Origin of the sequence: Pseudomonas viridiflava (assembly GCF_900184295.1) — a bacterium.
GTDB classification, from domain to species: Bacteria; Pseudomonadota; Gammaproteobacteria; order Pseudomonadales; family Pseudomonadaceae; genus Aquipseudomonas; species Aquipseudomonas viridiflava.
The window spans coordinates 5,439,849-5,458,714 of the sequence record NZ_LT855380.1; the positions used below are offsets into that span (position 1 = coordinate 5,439,849).

22 protein-coding genes are annotated in these 18,866 nt (G+C 60.2%); 16 read left to right on the forward strand and 6 right to left on the reverse strand.

Going from position 1 to position 18,866, the window contains the following annotated elements:
- Positions 1 to 34: 34 nt before the first annotated feature.
- The 4 genes from CFBP1590_RS24345 to pilG form a co-directional block, all read right to left on the reverse strand.
- Complete coding sequence (locus tag CFBP1590_RS24345; RefSeq protein ID WP_004884366.1) at positions 35 to 2,077, reverse strand: methyl-accepting chemotaxis protein; 2,043 nt, start codon at positions 2,075 to 2,077, stop codon at positions 35 to 37.
- 78 nt (positions 2,078 to 2,155) lie between these two features.
- Positions 2,156 to 2,695 carry a chemotaxis protein CheW gene (locus CFBP1590_RS24350; RefSeq protein ID WP_043305772.1) on the reverse strand — a complete coding sequence of 180 codons (540 nt, stop codon included), beginning with the start codon at positions 2,693 to 2,695 and terminating at the stop codon, positions 2,156 to 2,158.
- A gap of 14 nt (positions 2,696 to 2,709) precedes the next feature.
- Positions 2,710 to 3,075 carry a twitching motility response regulator PilH gene (gene pilH / locus CFBP1590_RS24355; RefSeq protein ID WP_004884368.1) on the reverse strand — a complete coding sequence of 122 codons (366 nt, stop codon included), beginning with the start codon at positions 3,073 to 3,075 and terminating at the stop codon, positions 2,710 to 2,712.
- Positions 3,076 to 3,122: 47 nt separating this feature from the next.
- Positions 3,123 to 3,533 (reverse strand): twitching motility response regulator PilG, encoded by a 411-nt coding sequence (pilG, locus tag CFBP1590_RS24360; RefSeq protein ID WP_004884369.1) that lies wholly within the window; start codon positions 3,531 to 3,533, stop codon positions 3,123 to 3,125.
- Between the two features lie 233 nt (positions 3,534 to 3,766).
- On the opposite strand from pilG, the gene gshB reads away from it, so the two are divergent.
- From gshB to CFBP1590_RS24395, 7 genes are all read left to right on the forward strand, one after another.
- Entirely contained in the window at positions 3,767 to 4,726 is a 960-nt protein-coding gene (gene gshB, locus CFBP1590_RS24365; RefSeq protein WP_025993545.1) for a glutathione synthase, read from the forward strand.
- Between the two features lie 220 nt (positions 4,727 to 4,946).
- Complete coding sequence (locus CFBP1590_RS24370; protein WP_029243105.1) at positions 4,947 to 5,849, forward strand: energy transducer TonB; 903 nt, start codon at positions 4,947 to 4,949, stop codon at positions 5,847 to 5,849.
- 77 nt (positions 5,850 to 5,926) lie between these two features.
- A complete protein-coding gene (locus CFBP1590_RS24375; protein ID WP_004884372.1) occupies positions 5,927 to 6,499 on the forward strand; it encodes a YqgE/AlgH family protein in 573 nt (190 codons plus the stop codon).
- Complete coding sequence (ruvX, locus tag CFBP1590_RS24380; protein ID WP_004884373.1) at positions 6,499 to 6,939, forward strand: Holliday junction resolvase RuvX; 441 nt, start codon at positions 6,499 to 6,501, stop codon at positions 6,937 to 6,939. The genes CFBP1590_RS24375 and ruvX overlap by 1 nt, the downstream gene beginning before the upstream one ends.
- 97 nt (positions 6,940 to 7,036) lie before the next feature.
- Positions 7,037 to 7,549, forward strand: coding sequence for a bifunctional pyr operon transcriptional regulator/uracil phosphoribosyltransferase PyrR (gene pyrR, locus CFBP1590_RS24385; protein ID WP_025993543.1), 513 nt, complete (start codon positions 7,037 to 7,039; stop codon positions 7,547 to 7,549).
- A gap of 12 nt (positions 7,550 to 7,561) precedes the next feature.
- Positions 7,562 to 8,566: an aspartate carbamoyltransferase catalytic subunit gene (locus CFBP1590_RS24390; RefSeq protein WP_004884375.1), complete on the forward strand. Its 1,005-nt coding sequence runs from the start codon at positions 7,562 to 7,564 to the stop codon at positions 8,564 to 8,566.
- On the forward strand, positions 8,563 to 9,834 hold the full coding sequence (locus CFBP1590_RS24395) for a dihydroorotase (RefSeq protein ID WP_004884376.1): 1,272 nt from the start codon (positions 8,563 to 8,565) through the stop codon (positions 9,832 to 9,834). The genes CFBP1590_RS24390 and CFBP1590_RS24395 overlap by 4 nt, the downstream gene beginning before the upstream one ends.
- Positions 9,835 to 9,995: 161 nt before the next feature.
- Here the strand turns inward: CFBP1590_RS24395 and CFBP1590_RS24400 are convergent, their stop codons facing one another.
- Complete coding sequence (locus tag CFBP1590_RS24400; protein WP_004884377.1) at positions 9,996 to 10,400, reverse strand: NINE protein; 405 nt, start codon at positions 10,398 to 10,400, stop codon at positions 9,996 to 9,998.
- A 250-nt stretch (positions 10,401 to 10,650) separates the two neighbouring features.
- Between CFBP1590_RS24400 and CFBP1590_RS24405 the strand changes: the two genes are divergently transcribed.
- Positions 10,651 to 11,334, forward strand: coding sequence for a C40 family peptidase (locus CFBP1590_RS24405; RefSeq protein WP_050575419.1), 684 nt, complete (start codon positions 10,651 to 10,653; stop codon positions 11,332 to 11,334).
- Between the two features lie 54 nt (positions 11,335 to 11,388).
- Here the strand turns inward: CFBP1590_RS24405 and CFBP1590_RS24410 are convergent, their stop codons facing one another.
- On the reverse strand, positions 11,389 to 12,423 hold the full coding sequence (locus CFBP1590_RS24410) for a type IV pilus twitching motility protein PilT (protein WP_029243107.1): 1,035 nt from the start codon (positions 12,421 to 12,423) through the stop codon (positions 11,389 to 11,391).
- Between the two features lie 55 nt (positions 12,424 to 12,478).
- On the opposite strand from CFBP1590_RS24410, the gene CFBP1590_RS24415 reads away from it, so the two are divergent.
- The 8 genes from CFBP1590_RS24415 (at position 12,479) to hemW (ending at position 18,859) form a co-directional block, all read left to right on the forward strand.
- Positions 12,479 to 13,165 (forward strand): YggS family pyridoxal phosphate-dependent enzyme, encoded by a 687-nt coding sequence (locus CFBP1590_RS24415; protein WP_088236084.1) that lies wholly within the window; start codon positions 12,479 to 12,481, stop codon positions 13,163 to 13,165.
- A gap of 22 nt (positions 13,166 to 13,187) precedes the next feature.
- Positions 13,188 to 14,006 carry a pyrroline-5-carboxylate reductase gene (gene proC / locus CFBP1590_RS24420; protein WP_043305767.1) on the forward strand — a complete coding sequence of 273 codons (819 nt, stop codon included), beginning with the start codon at positions 13,188 to 13,190 and terminating at the stop codon, positions 14,004 to 14,006.
- 26 nt (positions 14,007 to 14,032) lie between these two features.
- Positions 14,033 to 14,623, forward strand: a complete 591-nt coding sequence (locus CFBP1590_RS24425) for a YggT family protein (protein ID WP_088236085.1) — start codon at positions 14,033 to 14,035, stop codon at positions 14,621 to 14,623.
- Between the two features lie 207 nt (positions 14,624 to 14,830).
- Positions 14,831 to 15,970: a homoserine O-succinyltransferase MetX gene (metX, locus tag CFBP1590_RS24430; protein WP_004884383.1), complete on the forward strand. Its 1,140-nt coding sequence runs from the start codon at positions 14,831 to 14,833 to the stop codon at positions 15,968 to 15,970.
- Between the two features lie 7 nt (positions 15,971 to 15,977).
- Positions 15,978 to 16,598: a methionine biosynthesis protein MetW gene (gene metW, locus CFBP1590_RS24435; RefSeq protein WP_004884384.1), complete on the forward strand. Its 621-nt coding sequence runs from the start codon at positions 15,978 to 15,980 to the stop codon at positions 16,596 to 16,598.
- A 22-nt stretch (positions 16,599 to 16,620) separates the two neighbouring features.
- Positions 16,621 to 17,055, forward strand: a complete 435-nt coding sequence (locus CFBP1590_RS24440) for a DUF4426 domain-containing protein (RefSeq protein WP_029243112.1) — start codon at positions 16,621 to 16,623, stop codon at positions 17,053 to 17,055.
- Positions 17,052 to 17,648, forward strand: coding sequence for an RdgB/HAM1 family non-canonical purine NTP pyrophosphatase (rdgB, locus tag CFBP1590_RS24445; RefSeq protein ID WP_032664029.1), 597 nt, complete (start codon positions 17,052 to 17,054; stop codon positions 17,646 to 17,648). The genes CFBP1590_RS24440 and rdgB overlap by 4 nt, the downstream gene beginning before the upstream one ends.
- On the forward strand, positions 17,645 to 18,859 hold the full coding sequence (hemW, locus tag CFBP1590_RS24450; RefSeq protein WP_058430886.1) for a radical SAM family heme chaperone HemW: 1,215 nt from the start codon (positions 17,645 to 17,647) through the stop codon (positions 18,857 to 18,859). The genes rdgB and hemW overlap by 4 nt, the downstream gene beginning before the upstream one ends.
- The last annotated feature ends 7 nt before the right edge of the window (positions 18,860 to 18,866 follow it).

Consider the following 18,866-nt stretch of genomic DNA (forward strand, 5'->3'; position numbering starts at 1 on the left):
CTTTACCCGGTCCAGATCGTTCATTGAGTGAACATCATCCGATTTTTTTCGATGGCGGCAAGGTGAAACCCGACACCGAACGACGCATTTCGCTGGCCATCTTCGCCAGGTTGCCAATGCTCTCGGCGGTTGCCGCGGTGCCCGAGGTGGTCTGTGAGGTGGTCTGCTGGATCACGCTCATGGTCTGGGAGATCTGTCCGGCCGACTCGGCCTGTTGCCGCGCGGCATCGGTGATACTTTCGATCAGCTCGGCCAGCACTCTGGACACGCCTTCGATCTCTTCGAGCGCGACGCCTGCATCCTGCGCCAGCCGCGCGCCACGCACCACTTCGCTGGTGGTCTGCTCCATGGAGATGACCGCCTCGTTGGTGTCGTTCTGGATCGCCCGTACCAGCGTCTCGATCTGTTTGGTGGCCGAAGACGAACGCTCGGCGAGCCGCTGGACTTCGTCGGCAACCACGGCAAAACCACGCCCGGCATCACCCGCCATGGAAGCCTGAATGGCCGCATTGAGGGCCAGAATGTTGGTCTGATCGGCAATGTCATCGATCAGGCTGACAATGTCGCCGATTTCCTGCGAAGACTCGCCCAGACGCTTGATGCGTTTGGAGGTGTCCTGAATCTGCTCGCGAATATTGTCCATGCCGCGAATGGTGTTATGCACCACCTCGTTGCCCTTGTTGGCGATGGTCACCGAACGCTCGGCCACTGATGAGGATTCAGAGGCATTGGCCGACACCTGATCGATGGACGCCGCCATGTCGTTGATCGAAGTCGAGGCCGCGCTGATCTGCAACGCCTGATGCCGGGAAGCTGCGGACAACTGCATGGCCGTGGCCTGGGTTTCGGCAACCGCCGAGGCCACCTGCTCTGCCGTGAGGTTGATGGTGACCACCAGCTCACGCAATTGATCGATGGAGTAATTGATCGAGTCGGCGATGGCACCGGTGAAGTCTTCGGTTACCGAGGCGGTGACGGTCAGATCGCCATCGGCCAGATTTTCGATTTCATCGAGCAGGCGCATGATCGCGTTCTGGTTACGCTCGCTCTTCTGTGCGGTTTCACGCAACTGGCGGTTGGTTTCGCGAACCATCACCAGCGCAATCAGAATGATCGACATCAGCGCCAGAAGCCCCAGCACGTAACCGCCCACGGTGTTGACGGTGCGTCGGTTGGCCAGATTTTCCAGGCTGTTGGCCAGCACTGAGGTCTCGTCCAGCAGGGTCTGCGAGGTATTGAAGATGTTGCCCGACGCTTCCCGTACGCGATACAGCTCGGGCGAGGTCTCCAGAATTTCGTCCACCGAGCCGGATACGAACTCGAACAACTCGGCAATCTCGGCCAGCCGCGCTCGCGCATCCCGGTCTTCGACCTGGGCAATGCGCATGGTGGCGTTGCCTTCCAGCATCCCGTTAAGCACACGCCCGAACTGGCTGGCGTCACGGCCAAAGGCATCGGCCGCCTGCACGGCGGTTTCATCACCCGCCAGCACCGTGTTGACCGATCCCAGAATCCGCTCGGCCAACAAGGCCTGACGCTGGGCGACCACAACCTGCGCGGCAGGCGCTTTGCTCTGCAGAAGAATCTCGACAACCTTTTCGTATTCGGCCTGCAACTGCGGAATGGTCTCGGCAAGGGTTGCAGCCACCTGATGCAGCGACAGCACGGTCTGCTCGCTGGCCAGAATCACGTCGGTGTTCTTGCGCAGCGCTTCCCAATCGTTCTGCACGTTGCGCAGTTCGTCGCGGATCGATGACGGCGCGGCGGGCAGGCTGGTGTTGGGATCGCCTTTTCTCAGGTAGCCCCAACGCAGGTCGAAATCGTTGCGCGCATCGGCCAGCAGCTTGAAGGCCTGGGCCTTGCCTGCGGCCGCTTCGGTAGCATTTTTCGCGATGCGCTGGGACAGCACGCGCAGCTCTCCGGCATGCCCGATGTACTGCTTGTCGTAGTTCGACTGAGTATTGAGGTAAGCGAAGTTGGCGAACAGCAACATGATGAACACGATGAGCGCGAAGAACAGCACGATAATCTGCGTACGGCTGCGTGCGCCTTCCAGTGACCTGCCTGTCTTACTCATTTAAATCAGGCCCCCGCCTGGACCAACTGCGATTCATGACACAAAACCAGCCCGCCCATGGCGAGCCGCTGCGACCTTCTAGAACGCCACATCCACAAACTCCGCAGACTGCACCAGCGCCCACGGACTGAACACCAGCCAGGCCTGCTCGCGAATGAACTGCCCGCGCAGAAACGGCAAAAGACGCGGATCCAGCATGCCCTGCGCTTCGGAAATCAGGCTCAACTGACTGAAATGCTGCATGCCGAAGACTTCGTCCACCAGCAGACCGGCGAACGCATCCTGATGTTCGACCACCAGCACGCGGCGCTGTTTACGCACAGGCGACAGCTCCTGTCCGAAGAATCCGCACAGGTCGGTGAGAGGCAACAGTCGTCCGCGAAGATTGGCGATGCCCACGACCCAGGGCTTGACCCCATGCAACGCGGCGTGTCGTGGCTCGTGCAGGATTTCGGCGATCTCGCCAATGGGCGCCACGAAACGCTGCTCGCCCATTCTGAACCCGATACCGACCCAGTCCTGCTGATGGGCTTCCTGCAAAGGCAGGCCAGCCGCCAGCGACCGACAGCGCCGGTCGATGTCCAGAAGCATTTCAAAGGCTGTGCGTGGCTCGGCCATGGCGATTCCGGCAATCAGCCGGCCAGCACCGCGTTCAGGGTTTTCATCAGGGTGTCTTCATCCACCGGCTTGGTCAGGTAATCGCGTGCACCCTGGCGCTTGCCCCAGACCTTGTCGGTTTCCTGATCCTTGGTGGTGATCATGATCACCGGAATCATGGCGGTGTCGGCATCCTTGGTCAGCTGACGCGTGGCCTGGAAGCCGTTGAGCCCCGGCATCACGATGTCCATGAGCACGGCGTCGGGCTTTTCCTGACGGGCCAGGGCCACGCCGTCCGCGCCGTTTTCAGCCTTGAGCACCTCGTGACCATGCTTTTCCAGCATGCCGGTGAGTTTGTACATTTCAGTCGGCGAGTCATCGACGATCAATATTCGAGCCATGGGTGTTCCCCGTCAGGTTGCGAGCACGCGTTCAATGGGCGCGGGCGTCACGGTATGTGTTGTTCTACTGCAACGAAGCTCGGCACATGAGCCTTGATCGCGCTGAGCAGTTCTTCCTTGCTGAATGGCTTGGTCAGAAACTGATCCGACCCCACAGCCCGACCCCTGGCCTTGTCGAACAGCCCGTCCTTGGAGGACAGCATAATGACAGGCGTGGACTTGAACGCTCGATTGTTCTTGATCAGGGCACAGGTCTGATAGCCATCCAGACGCGGCATCATGATATCGACGAATATGATGCGCGGGTGGTTATCGGCAATCTTGGCCAGCGCATCGAAACCGTCGATGGCCGTGATGACTTCACAGCCGACGTTTCTCAACAGCGTTTCGGCGGTACGGCGAATGGTCTTCGAGTCATCGATGACCATGACTTTCAAGGCTGTGGGGTGCTGTTCCATATCTGCTCTTCCATCGCCGCAACGAATTTTTGCGTGTACTGCAAAGCACTGGGAGCCTGATGGTATGGCTTCACTGATCCGGAAGGATCGTAGACTAGGTGTGAGGCCTTTTTAGCACACTCCTCCCTCTCAATCCATAAACTGCGCCGCCCCTTGACCGGGAGCACTCGGAGCGCCACCCTGACGCCAATTTCACGGCCGTACCGGCCCTTATCGATCAGAGGATATTGCCCATGAGCGTTCGCCTAGGGATTGTCATGGACCCCATTGAGCGCATCTCCTATAAAAAGGACAGTTCGCTCGCCATGCTGCTGGCTGCACAGGCGCGTGGCTGGGAGCTGTTCTATATGGAGCAGAAGGATCTGTATCAGAACGCAGGTCAGGCCCGTGCGCGCATGAAGCCGCTCAAGGTGTTCGCCGATCCTGGCAAATGGTTCGAATTCGAGGCTGAAGTCGACGCAGGCCTGGACGATCTGGACGTGATCCTGATGCGCAAGGATCCGCCATTCGACATGGAGTTTGTCTACGCGACTTACCTGCTGGAACAGGCCGAGCGCGCTGGCGTGCTGGTGGTCAACAAGCCGCAGAGCCTGCGTGACTGCAACGAGAAGCTGTTTGCCACGCTGTTCCCGCAATGCACCCCGCCGACGCTGGTCAGCCGCCGCGCCGACATCATCCGCGAGTTCGCCGAACAGCACGGCGACGTGATTCTCAAGCCGCTGGACGGCATGGGCGGCGCGTCGATCTTCCGCCATCGCGCGGGCGATCCGAACCTGTCGGTCATTCTGGAAACCCTGACGGCCCACGGCACCCAGCAAATCATGGCGCAGGGTTATCTGCCCGCGATCAAGGACGGCGACAAACGCATCCTGATGGTCGACGGCGAACCTGTTCCTTATTGCCTGGCGCGTATTCCGGCAGCCGGCGAAACCCGTGGCAACCTCGCCGCTGGCGGCCGTGGCGAAGCGCGTCCGCTGAGCGACAAGGACCGCTGGATCGCCGAACAGATCGGCCCGACCCTGCGCGAGAAAGGTCTGCTGTTCGTGGGCCTGGACGTGATCGGTGAGCACCTGACCGAAATCAACGTGACCAGCCCGACCTGCATTCGCGAAATCGACAACGCTTTCGGCACCGACATCGGCGGCCTTTTGATGGATGCAATCGAGAAGAAGCTGCAGGCGCGTGCTGCCTGATTGGCAGGTTTTACGTTGAAATGATCCCGAATTGTGGAAAACCCGCTGCGAAGTCTTTGACGCAGCGGGGCCTCCCACATCGAGGACTGCCGGGTATACCGGGCACTGAACGCCCTTCGTCCGATCCGGACCGGAGCTTCAAGCCACATTGCGTTATCATGCGTCACCTGTAACACGACACGGACTTTGACATGCAGGCTGACGAGATGCTGAACCGCTCATGACATCGATGGCCAGAAACGACCTCCCCCTGGAACTCGCCAACGTCGGCGTGCGTCCGGCCGATCGTCTGGGCTTCACCATGATGATCGCGGCGTTGATCCATCTGGCGATCATTCTCGGCGTGGGCTTTACCTACGTGAAGCCGGAACATATCTCGCAAACCCTGGAAATCACCCTCGCCACGTTCAAGAGCGAAGAAAAGCCCAAACAGGCTGACTTCCTCGCTCAGGACGACCAGCAGGGCAGCGGTACGCTGGACAAGGCTGAAACGCTCAAGACCACCGAAGTCGCGCCCTACCAGGACACCAAGGTCAACAAGGTCACGCCGCCGCCGGCCAGCAAGCCGGTGGTCAAGCAGGAAGCGCCCAAGACTGCGGTCGCCACCACGGCACCCAGCCCTCAGAAAACCGTCGCCAAGCGCGAAGAGGTCAAACCCGACCCAGCGGTCAAGGCCGCGCCGACCTTTGACAGCGCCGAACTGAGCAACGAAATCGCCAGCCTGGAAGCCGAACTGTCCGCCGAACAGCAGTTGTACGCCAAACGCCCGAAGATCCATCGCCTGAACGCGGCCTCGACCATGCGCGACAAGGGCGCCTGGTACAAGGATGACTGGCGCAAGAAAGTCGAGCGGGTCGGCAACCTCAACTACCCTGAAGAGGCTCGCCGCAAGCAGATCTACGGAAACCTGCGACTGCTGGTCTCGATCAATCGCGACGGTTCGCTGTACGAAGTGCTGGTACTGGAATCCTCCGGGCAGCCTCTGCTGGATCAGGCGGCGCAGCGAATCGTGAGGCTTGCAGCGCCATTTGCGCCGTTCACCGGCGATCTGGCTGACATCGATCGACTCGAGATCATTCGCACCTGGAAATTCGCCCGCGGGGACAAGCTTTCCAGCAACTGATGCTTTTTTGCCAATACTGCCAGCGCACGCACAACTGACAGTTGTCAGGCACGCGGCTCAGCGCCACACTAGGGCTCATGAAAAAAGTCTCTCCGAGTTACCTCAAGCATCAGTTCTTGATCGCCATGCCGCACATGCACGACGAGAACTTCTCGCAGACCTTGACTTACGTTGTCGAGCACAACGCCAATGGCGCAATGGGACTGGTGATCAACCGCCCGCAAAGCCTGACCCTGGCCGATGTGCTCGAACAATTGCGACCGGAGCTGCCTGCACCGGTGCGCTGCCAGCAGATCCCCATCCACTCCGGCGGCCCGGTGCAGACCGATCGCGGCTTCGTGCTGCATCCCAGCGGCCAGGTGTTTCAGGCAACGGTCGATCTGCCGGGAGGTATCTCGCTGTCCACATCGCAGGATGTGCTGTTCTCGATTGCCGACGGCTACGGCCCTGATCAAAATGTGATCACACTCGGCTACGCCGGGTGGGACGCCGGTCAGCTCGACGCCGAAATGGCCGCCAACGCTTGGCTGACCTGCTCATTTGACCCGGGCATCCTGTTCGATGTGGACAGCGATCAGCGCCTCAACGCCGCTGCCGCACGACTGGGCGTTAATCTCAATCTCCTTTCGACCCAGGCAGGGCACGCCTAATGGCTGCATTGCGCCTGCTGCTGGGGTTTGATTTCGGCACCAAACAGATCGGCGTTGCGGTCGGCCAGGCCATTACCGGTCAGGCCCGTGAGCTGTGTACCTTGAAGGCGCAGAACGGCATCCCGGACTGGGATAAGGTTCAGGCGCTCATCAAGGAATGGCAACCCGACGCCATCGTGGTAGGTCTGCCGCTCAATATGGACGGCACACGCAGTAACATGAGCGACCTGGCGGAAAAGTTTTCACGCAAGCTCAATGGCCGTTTCGGCGTGGCGGTGTATACCCACGACGAACGCCTGACCACCTTCGAAGCCAAGGGCGAACGCATGGCCCGAGGCGGCCAGAAAGGCAGCTACCGCGACAATCCAGTTGACGCCATTGCCGCCGCCCTGCTGTTGCAAGGGTGGCTCGACGAGCACCCCGAACTGTTGAATGCGTGACTTTTTGCGTCCGCACCGCTTCGAGATACCCGGATTCCACGTTTACGCCTGAGCCGCGCCGCCTGGACGGACGCTGCCCGAGCCCCAAGGAGCAACCATGAGCCTGCCCAATCCCGCCGAACTGATTCGTCAGATGGCCACTGACCTGAACGCTCACCTGAGCAAGCGCGGCATCAGCGACCCTCGTTTCATCGGTATTCGCACCGGCGGCGTATGGGTTGCTCAGGCGCTGCTCAAGGCACTCGACAATACGGCCCCGCTCGGCACGCTGGACGTTTCCTTCTACCGTGATGACTTCAGCCAGAACGGCCTGCATCCGCAAGTACGCCCGTCTGAGCTGCCGTTCGAGATCGAAGGCCAGCATCTGGTGCTGATCGATGACGTCCTGATGAGCGGCCGCACCATTCGCGCCGCCCTCAATGAGCTGTTCGATTACGGCCGCCCGGCCAGTGTCACGCTGGTCTGCCTGCTGGACCTGGAAGCCGGTGAACTGCCGATCCGTCCTAACGTGGTAGGCGCGACGCTGTCTCTGGCACCACAGGAACGCATCAAGCTGTCCGGCCCCGAGCCTCTGGCACTCGAACTTCAAGACCTCTCTACCGCCCTCTAAGAGTCCATTGCGATGACGCCTCTCGACGCCAAGCGCCCGCTGCAGTTGAACCATCAGGGTCAGCTGCGCCATTTTCTGTCTCTGGACGGCTTGCCTCGCGAGCTGCTCACCGAAATCCTCGACACCGCCGACTCGTTTCTCGAAGTCGGTGCCCGGGCGGTGAAGAAAGTCCCGCTGTTACGTGGCAAGACGGTGTGCAACGTGTTCTTCGAGAACTCGACCCGTACGCGGACCACTTTCGAACTGGCGGCGCAGCGCCTGTCAGCCGACGTGATCACGCTGAACGTCTCGACCTCGTCCACCAGCAAGGGCGAAACGCTGTTCGACACCCTGCGCAACCTTGAGGCCATGGCAGCCGACATGTTTGTCGTGCGCCACGCCGACTCGGGTGCAGCACACTTCATTGCCGAACACGTCTGCCCGGATGTGGCGATCATCAATGGCGGCGACGGCCGTCACGCTCACCCGACCCAGGGCATGCTCGACATGCTGACGATTCGTCGTCACAAGGGCGGTTTCGAGAACCTGTCGGTGGCCATCGTCGGCGACATCCTGCACTCGCGTGTGGCGCGCTCCAACATGCTGGCGCTCAAGGCGCTGGGCTGCCCGGACATCCGTGTGATCGGACCGAAAACCCTGCTGCCGGTCGGCATCGAACAGTATGGCGTGAAGGTCTACACCGACCTGAACGAAGGTTTGAAAGACGTGGACGTGGTCATCATGCTGCGTCTGCAGCGTGAGCGCATGACCGGCGGCCTGCTGCCCAGCGAAGGCGAGTTCTACCGCCTGTTCGGTCTGACCACCGCGCGTCTGGCGGTTGCGAAACCGGATGCCATCGTTATGCATCCCGGTCCGATCAATCGCGGCGTGGAAATCGAGTCGGCAGTGGCCGACGGGGCTCATTCGGTGATTCTCAATCAAGTGACTTACGGCATCGCGGTGCGCATGGCGGTGCTGTCCATGGCCATGAGCGGACAGACCGCACAACGACAGTTCGAGCAGGAGAACGCCCTGTGAAGCTCAGTATTCTCGGCGCTCGCGTCATCGATCCGGTCAGCGGTCTGGATCAAGTCACCGACCTGCACATTGAAGCGTGCAAGCTTCTGGCAATCGGCGCCGCACCAGCCGGCTTCGAAGCGAGCCAGACCATCGACGCCACCGGCCTTGTCGCCGCGCCCGGTCTGGTCGATCTCAATGTCTCCCTGCGTGAGCCGGGTTACAGCCGTAAAGGCAGCATCGCCAGCGAAACCCGTGCGGCGACGGCTGGCGGCGTGACCAGCCTGTGCTGCCCACCGCGCACCAAACCGGTATTGGATACGTCAGCGGTTGCCGAGCTGATTCTGGACCGCGCTCGTGAAGCCGGTTTCAGCAAGGTCTTTCCGATTGGAGCGCTGAGCAAGGGCCTGGAAGGCGAGCAACTGGCCGAACTGATTGCCCTGCGCGATGCAGGCTGCGTTGCGTTCGGCAACGGGCTGAGCAGCTTCAACAACACGCGCACACTGTGCCGGGCGCTGGAATACGCAGCCACGTTTGACCTGACCGTGATCTTCAATTCGCAGGATCGTGATCTGGCCGAAGGCGGTCTGGCTCACGAAGGTCCGACGGCCAGCTTTTTGGGACTGGCCGGCATTCCGGAAACAGCTGAAACCGTCGCCCTGGCGCGAGACCTGCTGCTGGTCGAGCAGAGTGGCGTGCGCGCGCACTTCAGCCAGTTGACCAGCGCTCGCGGCGCGGCCCTGATTGCACAGGCGCAGGCGCGCGGACTACCCGTAACGGCGGATGTGGCGCTGTATCAGCTGATCCTGACGGATGAGGCGCTGATCGACTTCTCCAGCCTGTACCACGTCCAGCCGCCCCTGCGCACCCGTGCCGACCGTGACGGCCTGCGCGAAGCGGTGAAGTCCGGGGTGATCCAGGCCATCTCCAGCCACCACCAGCCTCACGAGCGTGACGCCAAGCTGGCGCCATTTGGTGCGACCGAGCCGGGCATCAGCAGCGTCGAGTTGCTGCTGCCACTGGCCATGACCCTGGTCGAAGACGGCCTGCTGGACCTGCCAACCCTCATCGCCCGCCTGAGCAGCGGCCCGGCCGCCGCGCTGCGCCTGCCTGCTGGCAAACTGAGCGCCGGTGCGCCAGCAGACATCGTCCTGTTCGATCCAGCGGCTTCAACCCTTGCGGGCGAAACCTGGCTGTCCAAAGGCGAAAACTGCCCCTTCATCGGTCATTGCCTGCCGAGTTCAGTGCGTTACACGCTGGTGGATGGGCGGATCAGTTATAGCCGTTGAGCAGAGCGTCACAAGCTGCATGCCCACGCGGAGCATGGGCACAATCAGTGTGTTTGAGACCCCTGATCGTTCCCACGCTCCAGCGTGGTAACGCCTCTCAGGACGCTCCGCGTCCGGCCGTGATGTGACGCTCCGCGTCACGGCCGCATGCCCGCCAGCTATCAACCGCGTCGTGCATTCTCCACTGAGACCTGATTATTCAGTGTCCAGAAGTCATACAGGATGCCGATCAGGAATAGCCCGCCTGTGAACAGGTAGATGACTCCGGTGATCCACTTGCCCATGTACATGCGATGCACGCCGAAGAGGCCGAGGAAGGTCAGCAGGATCCAGGCCAGGCTGTAGTCGGTCGAGCCCGACGTAAAGCGCAGGTCGGCTTCGCGATCCATCGACGGAATCAGAAACAGGTCGATCAGCCAGCCGATGCCTAGCAGCCCGAATGTGAAGAACCAGATGGTCCCGGTCACTGGCTTGCCGTAGTAGAAACGGTGCGCGCCGAGGAACCCGAAAATCCACAACAGATAACCCATGACCTTGCTGTGTGTGTCGGAGCGATAGCCGTTCATTTGTATCCTCTCTGAGTCAATAGAAAAAAATAAATAACATTTTTGTGACTCCATTGTCGTCTTCCGACGTACGGCATCCTACGCCCTTATGCACCGTCAAACCCTTGTCGCCAAAGGAATTACGGAGAAAACAGAAAGAGTCTTTCGCGCATTTTGCAATGATGCCACTGTGACTCACTCGACAAATGGGGTCAGGATTTTCAAAAAAGCTGTTATAAAGTTGCGCGCTGACCACCATGAGCCTTGCCAAATGCGTCCTTTTTTCAAGACATGGCTAACCATTTGCCTGTTTATGCCACTGGCCGCCCACGCCACCAATCGTGAGCAACAGCTTCCTGCGAGCTTCTCGGGTTACACCGCCAAAAGTCACCTTACGCCCGTGATAGCAACGCGAAATACGCCTCAGGAAGCCACCGTCATTCCACATGCAACGCGAACCACCCGCGCCGTTCAGACGCCGGTTTCGCGAAAGAATTCCTCCAAGGCTGCCCACGTTCAGGCTCTGAACGCGGGTAACGCCAAACAGGGTAACGCCGTTGTGAAACGTGCTCTGCAGACTGTCGGCACGCCCTATCGCTGGGGCGGTACAACGCCGGGCAAAGGTCTGGATTGCAGTGGGCTGGTGAAGTACGCCTACAGCGACGTTCGTGAAGTCGACTTGCCACGTACGTCCAATGCCATGGCCCAAGGTCACGGGCAGACCGTGGATCGCAAGGATTTGAAACCGGGTGACCTGCTGTTCTTCAACATCAAGAGCCGCAACGTGAACCATGTGGCGATCTATCTGGGCGACAACAAGTTCGTTCATGCGCCGCGTCGTGGCAAGGCTGTCACCGTGGACACGCTGAACAAGCCGTACTGGAACAGTCACTACAAGATCGCCAAGCGCGTATTGCCCAAGCAGACCACGCAAATGCGGGTCGTCCAGCGCTGATCCCCTCCAAGGCCTGCCTCTGCGCAGGCCTGTTTCATCTCCCGTTCCCAATCCCTAAAAGTTGTCAGGCACCTTGGCCCGCTCGCGTGCGCTTTCACGGGTGATCAGGCCTTTCTTGACCAGATCGGCCAGGCACATGTCCAGCGTCTGCATACCCATCGAACCACCGGTCTGAATGGCCGAATACATCTGCGCCACCTTGTCTTCGCGAATCAGGTTACGGATCGCGGGCGTGCCCATCATGATTTCATGAGCCGCGATCCGCCCGCCGCCGACCTTCTTGAGCAGTGACTGTGACACCACCGCGTGCAACGACTCGGACAACATCGAGCGGATCATGGATTTTTCCTGAGCCGGAAACACGTCCACCACCCGGTCGATGGTCTTGGCCGCTGATGTCGTGTGCAGCGTGCCGAACACCAGGTGGCCGGTTTCGGCAGCAGTCAGCGCCAGACGAATCGTTTCAAGGTCGCGCAGCTCGCCCACCAGAATCACGTCCGGGTCTTCACGCAGTGCCGAACGCAAAGCCTCCGAAAACCCAAGCGTGTCGCGATGCACTTCGCGCTGGTTGACCAGGCACTTCTTGGATTCGTGAACGAATTCGATAGGGTCTTCGATGGTCAGGATGTGGTGATGCTTGTTGCAGTTGAGGTAGTCGATCATCGCCGCCAGCGTGGTCGATTTACCCGACCCGGTGGGACCCGTGACCAGAATCAGACCGCGAGGCACGTCTGCAATCTTGCGAAACACATTGCCCATGCCCAGATCTTCCATGCTCAGGATCCGGGAGGGAATGGTCCGGAACACGGCGCCAGCGCCACGATTCTGGTTGAACGCGTTGACGCGGAAACGCGCGACACCCGGCACTTCGAACGAGAAGTCGGTTTCCAGAGACTCCTCGAAGACCTGGCGCTGCTTGTCATTCATGATGTCGTAGATCAGCGCCTTGACTTCTTTTGCATCGAGCGGTGGCAGGTTGATCCGCCGCACATCGCCGTCGACACGGATCATCGGCGGCAGGCCTGCAGAGAGGTGTAAGTCCGACGCGCCCTGTTTGGCACTGAAGGCCAGCAGCTCGGTAATATCCATACAGCTCCTCAATCACATAGAATGCCGCAGACTTTAGCCCTGCTGGCGCAAATCAATGTCCACGATAGCAGCGAACATTTCAACGCTCGAACAGCGAATTCGTACAGCGTCTCTCGAAGCGCAGCGCGACCCGGCCTCGGTCGGCCTGCTGGCGGTGAGTAAAACCAAGCCCTCCAGCGCATTGCGCGAAGCATACGCTGCCGGATTACGTGACTTTGGCGAAAATTATTTGCAGGAAGCGCTCGGTAAACAGGCTGAATTGGCCGACCTGCCCTTGTGCTGGCACTTCATTGGCCCCATTCAATCGAACAAGACGCGCGCAATCGCCGAGAACTTCGCCTGGGTACATTCCGTGGATCGCCTGAAAATTGCTCAACGCCTTTCCGAGCAGCGCCCTGAAGGCCAGGAGCCGCTCAACATCTGCATTCAGGTGAATGTCAGTGGTGAGGCCAGCAAATCAGGCTGTACGCCAGAGGATCTGCCGGCACTGGCTGCTGCCATCAGCGCCCTGCCGCGCCTCAAGCTGCGTGGCCTGATGGCGATTCCCGAGCCCACCGAAGATCAGGCTGAACAGGCCGCTGCCTTTGCAGCTGTGCGCGCGCTGCAGGATCAACTGGACCTGCCGCTCGACACCCTTTCCATGGGCATGAGCCACGACCTGGAAGCCGCCATCGCTCAAGGCGCAACCTGGGTACGGATCGGCACCGCCCTCTTTGGCGCCCGCGACTACGGCCAGCCATAACCTCCACACAAGGACCCCACTCATGAGCAAGACCCGTATCGCCTTCATCGGCGCCGGAAACATGGCCTCCAGCCTGATCGGAGGACTGCGTGCCCAAGGTGTGGAGGCAAGCCTGATCTGTGCCAGCGCGCCGGGTGCCGAAACCCGCGAACGCATTTCGACCGAGCACGGCATCAAAGTCTTCGCCGACAACGCCGAAGCGGTCAAGGGTGCGGACGTTGTGGTACTCGCGGTCAAGCCACAGTTGATGAAAGCCGTGTGCGAAGCCCTCAAGTCCAGCCTGGAAGCGCATCAGTTGATTGTTTCGGTGGCTGCCGGCATTACCTGCGCCAGCCTGACCAAATGGCTGGGCGAACAGCCGGTGGTCCGCTGCATGCCCAATACGCCTTCGCTGCTGCGTCAGGGCGCCAGCGGCCTGTATGCCACAGCGAATGTCACCGCCACACAACGCGAACAGGCCGAGCAAATGCTGGCCGCCGTCGGGATCGCGGTCTGGGTCGAGCAGGAAAAGCACATGGACGCCGTCACTGCGGTGTCCGGCAGCGGCCCTGCCTACTTTTTTCTAATGATGGAAGCGATGACCGCCGCAGGTGTGAAACTGGGCCTGCCGGAAGACATCGCCAAAAAACTCACCCTGCAAACCGCACTCGGCTCGGCGCTGATCGCGACGGGCAGCGATGTGGATGCAGGCGAATTGCGTCGTCGTGTCGCCTCACCGGGCGGCACCACAGAAGCCGCGATCAAGGCATTTCAGGCAGGCGGTTTCGAAGCACTGGTGCAAACCGCGCTGACCGCCGCCGATCACCGCGCAGCCGAACTGGCTGAGCAACTGGGCAAATAATTTCAGGTCTTTTTCGGAGCAGATTGATGATCGGATTGAACACCGCTGCAATTTATGTCCTGCAAACCCTCGGCAGTCTGTATTTGACGCTCATCCTGTTGCGCTTCGTGCTGCAACTGGTGCGAGCGAACTTCTACAACCCGCTGAGTCAGTTCATCGTCAAAGCCACTCAGCCGCTGCTCAAGCCGCTGCGACGCATCATTCCGAGCATTTTCGGACTGGACATGTCGTCGCTGGTGCTCGCGATCATCGTGCAGATGATTCTGATGGCCCTGACCCTGCTGCTGATAATCGGCACCACCGGAGATCCGTTGCTTTTGCTGCTGTGGTCGATCATCAGCGTGACGGCGCTGTTCCTGAAGATCTTCTTCTTCGCCCTGATCATCAGCGTAATCCTGTCCTGGGTCGCGCCGGGCAGCAACAATCCTGGTGCGGAACTGGTCAATCAGATCTGCGAACCGGCGCTGGCACCCTTCCGCAGAATCGTGCCGAACCTGGGAGGCCTCGATATCTCGCCGATCCTCGCTTTTCTGGTGCTCAAGCTACTGGACATGCTGGTCATCAACAACCTTGCGGCCATGAGCCACATGCCAGAAGTGCTGCGCCTGTTGATGTAATCCCTTGATGATGATCTGGCGATCGTTCCCACGAGCATGGGAACGATCATCATCGTATTCCTCCAAGAGGACTTGTGTATAACGATGAGCGCGGAGCGATGGCCACGATCAGTGTTGAGGCAGTCCGTACCGCCCCTGATATTCCCTTATTGCCGCTGCACCCCACGGTCTTTAGACTTACGCCTCATTCAAGCGAGAGCAGGGTCGATGCCCACGGTCTTTCCCCACGATTCTGTCGGTCTGGTCACACCGCAACTGGCCCATTTCAGTGAGCCTCTGGCGCTGGCGTGTGGACGTTCGCTGCCGGCCTACGACCTGATTTACGAAACCTACGGTCAACTCAATGCCACGGCCAGCAATGCCGTGCTGATCTGTCACGCGCTGTCCGGGCACCATCATGCGGCGGGCTTTCACAGCGTCGATGATCGCAAGCCCGGCTGGTGGGACAGTTGCATAGGTCCCGGCAAGCCTATCGATACCAACAAATTCTTCGTCGTCAGTCTGAACAATCTGGGCGGCTGCAACGGTTCGACCGGCCCCAGCAGTATCGATCCGGAAACCGGCAAGCCTTTCGGCGCCAACTTCCCGGTCGTCACCGTGGAAGACTGGGTCAACAGCCAGGCCCGCTTGGCCGACGTTCTGGGGATCGCCCAGTGGGCTGCGGTCATCGGCGGCAGCCTGGGTGGCATGCAGGCATTGCAATGGACCATCAGCTACCCCGAGCGCGTGCGTCACTGCCTGGCCATCGCTTCAGCCCCGAAGCTGTCCGCTCAGAATATCGCCTTCAACGAAGTGGCGCGTCAGGCCATCCTCACGGACCCCGAATTTCACGGCGGCTCGTTTCAGGAACGTGGCGTGATACCCAAACGCGGTCTGATGCTGGCGCGCATGGTTGGCCACATCACCTATCTGTCCGATGACTCGATGGGCGAGAAGTTCGGCCGCGGCCTGAAGAGCGAGAAGCTCAATTACGATTTCCACAGTGTCGAGTTTCAGGTCGAGAGCTACCTGCGTTATCAGGGTGAAGAGTTCTCCGGGCGTTTCGACGCCAATACCTACCTGTTGATGACCAAGGCGCTGGATTACTTCGACCCGGCCGCCAACTTCAACGACGACTTGGCCAAGACCTTCGCCAATGCGACAGCCAGGTTCTGCGTGATGTCCTTCACCACCGACTGGCGCTTCTCGCCAGCCCGCTCCCGCGAACTGGTGGATGCGTTGATGGCGGCCCGCAAGGACGTCTGCTACCTGGAAATCGATGCGCCTCAGGGGCACGACGCCTTCCTGATCCCCATCCCGCGCTATCTGCAGGCTTTCAGTAATTACATGAATCGAATTTCGCTGTGAGGATGTCATGAGAGCCGATCTGGAAATCATCCAGGAATGGATTCCCGCTGGCAGCCGCGTGCTCGACCTGGGTTGCGGTGACGGCGAGCTGCTGACCTGGCTGCGTGACCACAAGCAGGTCACAGGCTACGGCCTGGAAAACGACGCAGACAACATCGCCCAGTGCGTCGCCAAGGGCATCAACGTCATCGAGCAGGACTTGGACAAAGGGCTGGGCAACTTCGCCAGCAACAGCTTTGACATCGTGGTCATGACTCAGGCGCTGCAGGCCGTACATTACCCGGACCGGATCCTCGACGAAATGCTGCGGGTCGGCCGGCAATGCATCATCACGTTCCCGAACTTCGGCCACTGGCGCTGCCGCTGGTACCTGGCGAGCAAGGGCCGCATGCCGGTCTCCGAGTTTCTGCCGTACACCTGGTACAACACGCCGAACATCCACTTCTGCACCTTCGGCGACTTCGAAGAACTGTGCCGCGAGCGCGATGCGCAGGTACTCGACCGACTGGCTGTCGATCAGCAGCACCGCCATGGGTGGGCCAGCAAGCTATGGCCTAATCTGTTGGGTGAAATCGGCATCTACCGGGTCACCAGCCCTGGGCTGACGGACCACCGGATCGCCGTGTAACGCTGCTTTTCGAGGAAACGACATGCGCCGCCTGATGCTGTCTCTGCTGATCGCCAGTCTGAGCCTGCCCGCAATGGCAGCAGACGCCATCAAGGGCAATCGTCAGGAGCAGTTTGGCGACATCACGGTTTACTACAACACCTTCAATTCGACGGTGCTGCAACCGGACATCGCCAGAAATGCGGAGCTGATCCGCAGCAAGGAACAGGGTGTCATCAACATCTCTGTGGTCCGTAATGGAAAGCCGCAGATGGCGCAGGTCAGCGGGACGATCAGGGATCTGGCCAATGACTCGCTGCCGCTGGGTTTCAAGCCGGTCACCGAATACGGCGCGGTCAGCTATGTGGCGCAGTACCCTGTGCCGCAGCAGGAAGTCCGAATTTTCGACATTACCGTCCAGACAGACGGCAATACTCACCGTTTCAGTTTTAACCAGGAACTCTTTCCGGGCCAATGATGAACCTTACCCAACTCGTACTGGCCAGCCACAACGCTGGCAAGCTCAAAGAACTCCAGGCCATGCTCGGCGACAGCGTCACCCTGCGCTCAGTAGGCGAATTCAGCCAGATCGAGCCGGAAGAGACCGGCCTGTCGTTCGTCGAGAACGCCATCCTCAAGGCCCGCAACGCATCGCGCCTGTCGGGCCTGCCTGCCCTGGCGGACGACTCGGGGCTGGCGGTGGACTTTCTGGGCGGCGCGCCGGGGATCTATTCGGCACGCTACGCCGATGGCAAGGGCGACGCGGCCAACAACGCCAAGCTGCTGGACGCATTGAAAGACGTGCCGGACGAGCAACGCGGTGCGCAGTTCGTGTGCGTGCTGGCGCTGGTGCGACACGCCGATGACCCACTGCCGATTCTGTGTGAAGGCCTGTGGCACGGGCGCATTCTGCATGCAGCCAGCGGCGAACACGGCTTTGGCTACGACCCGCTTTTCTGGGTGCCGGAGCGCGACTGCTCCAGCGCAGAGCTCGGGCCTGTCGAGAAAAACCAGCTCAGCCATCGCGCCCGCGCCATGGTCCTGCTGCGCCAGCGCCTGGGTCTGCAATGATCCACGATCCGCCTGCGCAGCCGCTGTTTCTGGGCGAGACCGGTTTTTCGTCCGAAGGCCCGCGCCCTGCATTGCCGTACCTGCCGCCGCTGTCGCTGTACATTCACATTCCGTGGTGCGTGCGCAAATGCCCGTATTGCGACTTCAACTCCCACACGGCCAGCCCGGTGCTGCCGGAACAGGAGTACGTCGACGCACTGCTGGCCGATCTGGATCAGGACCTGCCACACGTCTACGGCCGCGAGCTGCAATCGATCTTCTTCGGTGGCGGCACGCCCAGCCTGTTCAGTGCCGAGGCGCTGGGCCGTCTGTTGAAAGGTGTGGAACAACGCATTCGATTCGCCAGCGATATCGAAATCACCCTTGAAGCCAACCCCGGTACGTTCGAGCAGGCCAAGTTCAGCGCCTATCGCGCATTGGGCATCAACCGGCTGTCCATCGGCATCCAGAGCTTTCAGGAATCCAAGCTCAAGGCGCTGGGCCGAATCCACAATGGTGACGAAGCAATCCGCGCGGCGGACATGGCGCGTCAGGCCGGTTTCGACAACTTCAACCTGGACCTGATGCATGGCTTGCCGGATCAATCGCAAGACGAAGCGCTGGATGACCTGAGACAAGCCATCGCGCTGAAACCGACCCATCTGTCCTGGTATCAGCTGACACTGGAGCCCAACACGGTGTTCTGGAACCAGCCGCCGGTGCTGCCGGAAGACGACATCCTCTGGGACATTCAGGAAACCGGCCAGCAACTGCTGGCGGACCATGGCTACGCGCAATACGAAGTGTCGGCCTATGCACAGCCCGGCAAACCGGCGCGGCATAACGTGAATTACTGGGCGTTCGGCGATTTCATCGGGATCGGCGCGGGCGCTCATGGCAAACTGAGTCATCTGGACGGGCGTATTTTCCGCACATGGAAGACCCGCTTGCCCAAGGATTACCTGAACCCGGACAAGCCTTTTCAGGCCGGCATGAAACTGTTGCCGCTGGACGAATTGCCGTTCGAATTCCTGATGAACGCCTTGCGACTGACAAAGGGCGTGGACGCTGCATTATTTCGGGAAAGAACGGGTCTAAGCGTCGACTCACTGGCCAGCGCTCGTAAACAGGCGGAGCAACGCGGTCTGTTGCAGACCGATCCGACACGTCTGGCAGCGACGCCGCAAGGCCAGCTTTTCCTCAATGACTTGTTGCAATACTTTCTGATCTAAGGACCCT

What these genes read in the sequence shown, in the direction of transcription:
- CFBP1590_RS24400 (WP_004884377.1), bottom strand. Translation starts at nt 10,400, where the DNA reads ATGAACGGCTATCGCTCCGACACACACAGCAAGGTCATGGGTTATCTG.
- CFBP1590_RS24415 (WP_088236084.1), top strand. Translation starts at nt 12,479, where the DNA reads ATGTCCACGATAGCAGCGAACATTTCAACGCTCGAACAGCGAATTCGT.
- CFBP1590_RS24410 (WP_029243107.1), bottom strand. Translation starts at nt 12,423, where the DNA reads ATGGATATTACCGAGCTGCTGGCCTTCAGTGCCAAACAGGGCGCGTCG.
- ruvX (WP_004884373.1), top strand. Translation starts at nt 6,499, where the DNA reads ATGGCTGCATTGCGCCTGCTGCTGGGGTTTGATTTCGGCACCAAACAG.
- CFBP1590_RS24345 (WP_004884366.1), bottom strand. Translation starts at nt 2,077, where the DNA reads ATGAGTAAGACAGGCAGGTCACTGGAAGGCGCACGCAGCCGTACGCAG.
- metX (WP_004884383.1), top strand. Translation starts at nt 14,831, where the DNA reads ATGCCCACGGTCTTTCCCCACGATTCTGTCGGTCTGGTCACACCGCAA.
- rdgB (WP_032664029.1), top strand. Translation starts at nt 17,052, where the DNA reads ATGATGAACCTTACCCAACTCGTACTGGCCAGCCACAACGCTGGCAAG.
- CFBP1590_RS24370 (WP_029243105.1), top strand. Translation starts at nt 4,947, where the DNA reads ATGACATCGATGGCCAGAAACGACCTCCCCCTGGAACTCGCCAACGTC.
- pilH (WP_004884368.1), bottom strand. Translation starts at nt 3,075, where the DNA reads ATGGCTCGAATATTGATCGTCGATGACTCGCCGACTGAAATGTACAAA.
- CFBP1590_RS24440 (WP_029243112.1), top strand. Translation starts at nt 16,621, where the DNA reads ATGCGCCGCCTGATGCTGTCTCTGCTGATCGCCAGTCTGAGCCTGCCC.
- metW (WP_004884384.1), top strand. Translation starts at nt 15,978, where the DNA reads ATGAGAGCCGATCTGGAAATCATCCAGGAATGGATTCCCGCTGGCAGC.
- CFBP1590_RS24350 (WP_043305772.1), bottom strand. Translation starts at nt 2,695, where the DNA reads ATGGCCGAGCCACGCACAGCCTTTGAAATGCTTCTGGACATCGACCGG.
- pilG (WP_004884369.1), bottom strand. Translation starts at nt 3,533, where the DNA reads ATGGAACAGCACCCCACAGCCTTGAAAGTCATGGTCATCGATGACTCG.
- gshB (WP_025993545.1), top strand. Translation starts at nt 3,767, where the DNA reads ATGAGCGTTCGCCTAGGGATTGTCATGGACCCCATTGAGCGCATCTCC.
- proC (WP_043305767.1), top strand. Translation starts at nt 13,188, where the DNA reads ATGAGCAAGACCCGTATCGCCTTCATCGGCGCCGGAAACATGGCCTCC.
- CFBP1590_RS24425 (WP_088236085.1), top strand. Translation starts at nt 14,033, where the DNA reads ATGATCGGATTGAACACCGCTGCAATTTATGTCCTGCAAACCCTCGGC.
- CFBP1590_RS24405 (WP_050575419.1), top strand. Translation starts at nt 10,651, where the DNA reads ATGCGTCCTTTTTTCAAGACATGGCTAACCATTTGCCTGTTTATGCCA.
- CFBP1590_RS24390 (WP_004884375.1), top strand. Translation starts at nt 7,562, where the DNA reads ATGACGCCTCTCGACGCCAAGCGCCCGCTGCAGTTGAACCATCAGGGT.
- hemW (WP_058430886.1), top strand. Translation starts at nt 17,645, where the DNA reads ATGATCCACGATCCGCCTGCGCAGCCGCTGTTTCTGGGCGAGACCGGT.
- pyrR (WP_025993543.1), top strand. Translation starts at nt 7,037, where the DNA reads ATGAGCCTGCCCAATCCCGCCGAACTGATTCGTCAGATGGCCACTGAC.
- CFBP1590_RS24375 (WP_004884372.1), top strand. Translation starts at nt 5,927, where the DNA reads ATGAAAAAAGTCTCTCCGAGTTACCTCAAGCATCAGTTCTTGATCGCC.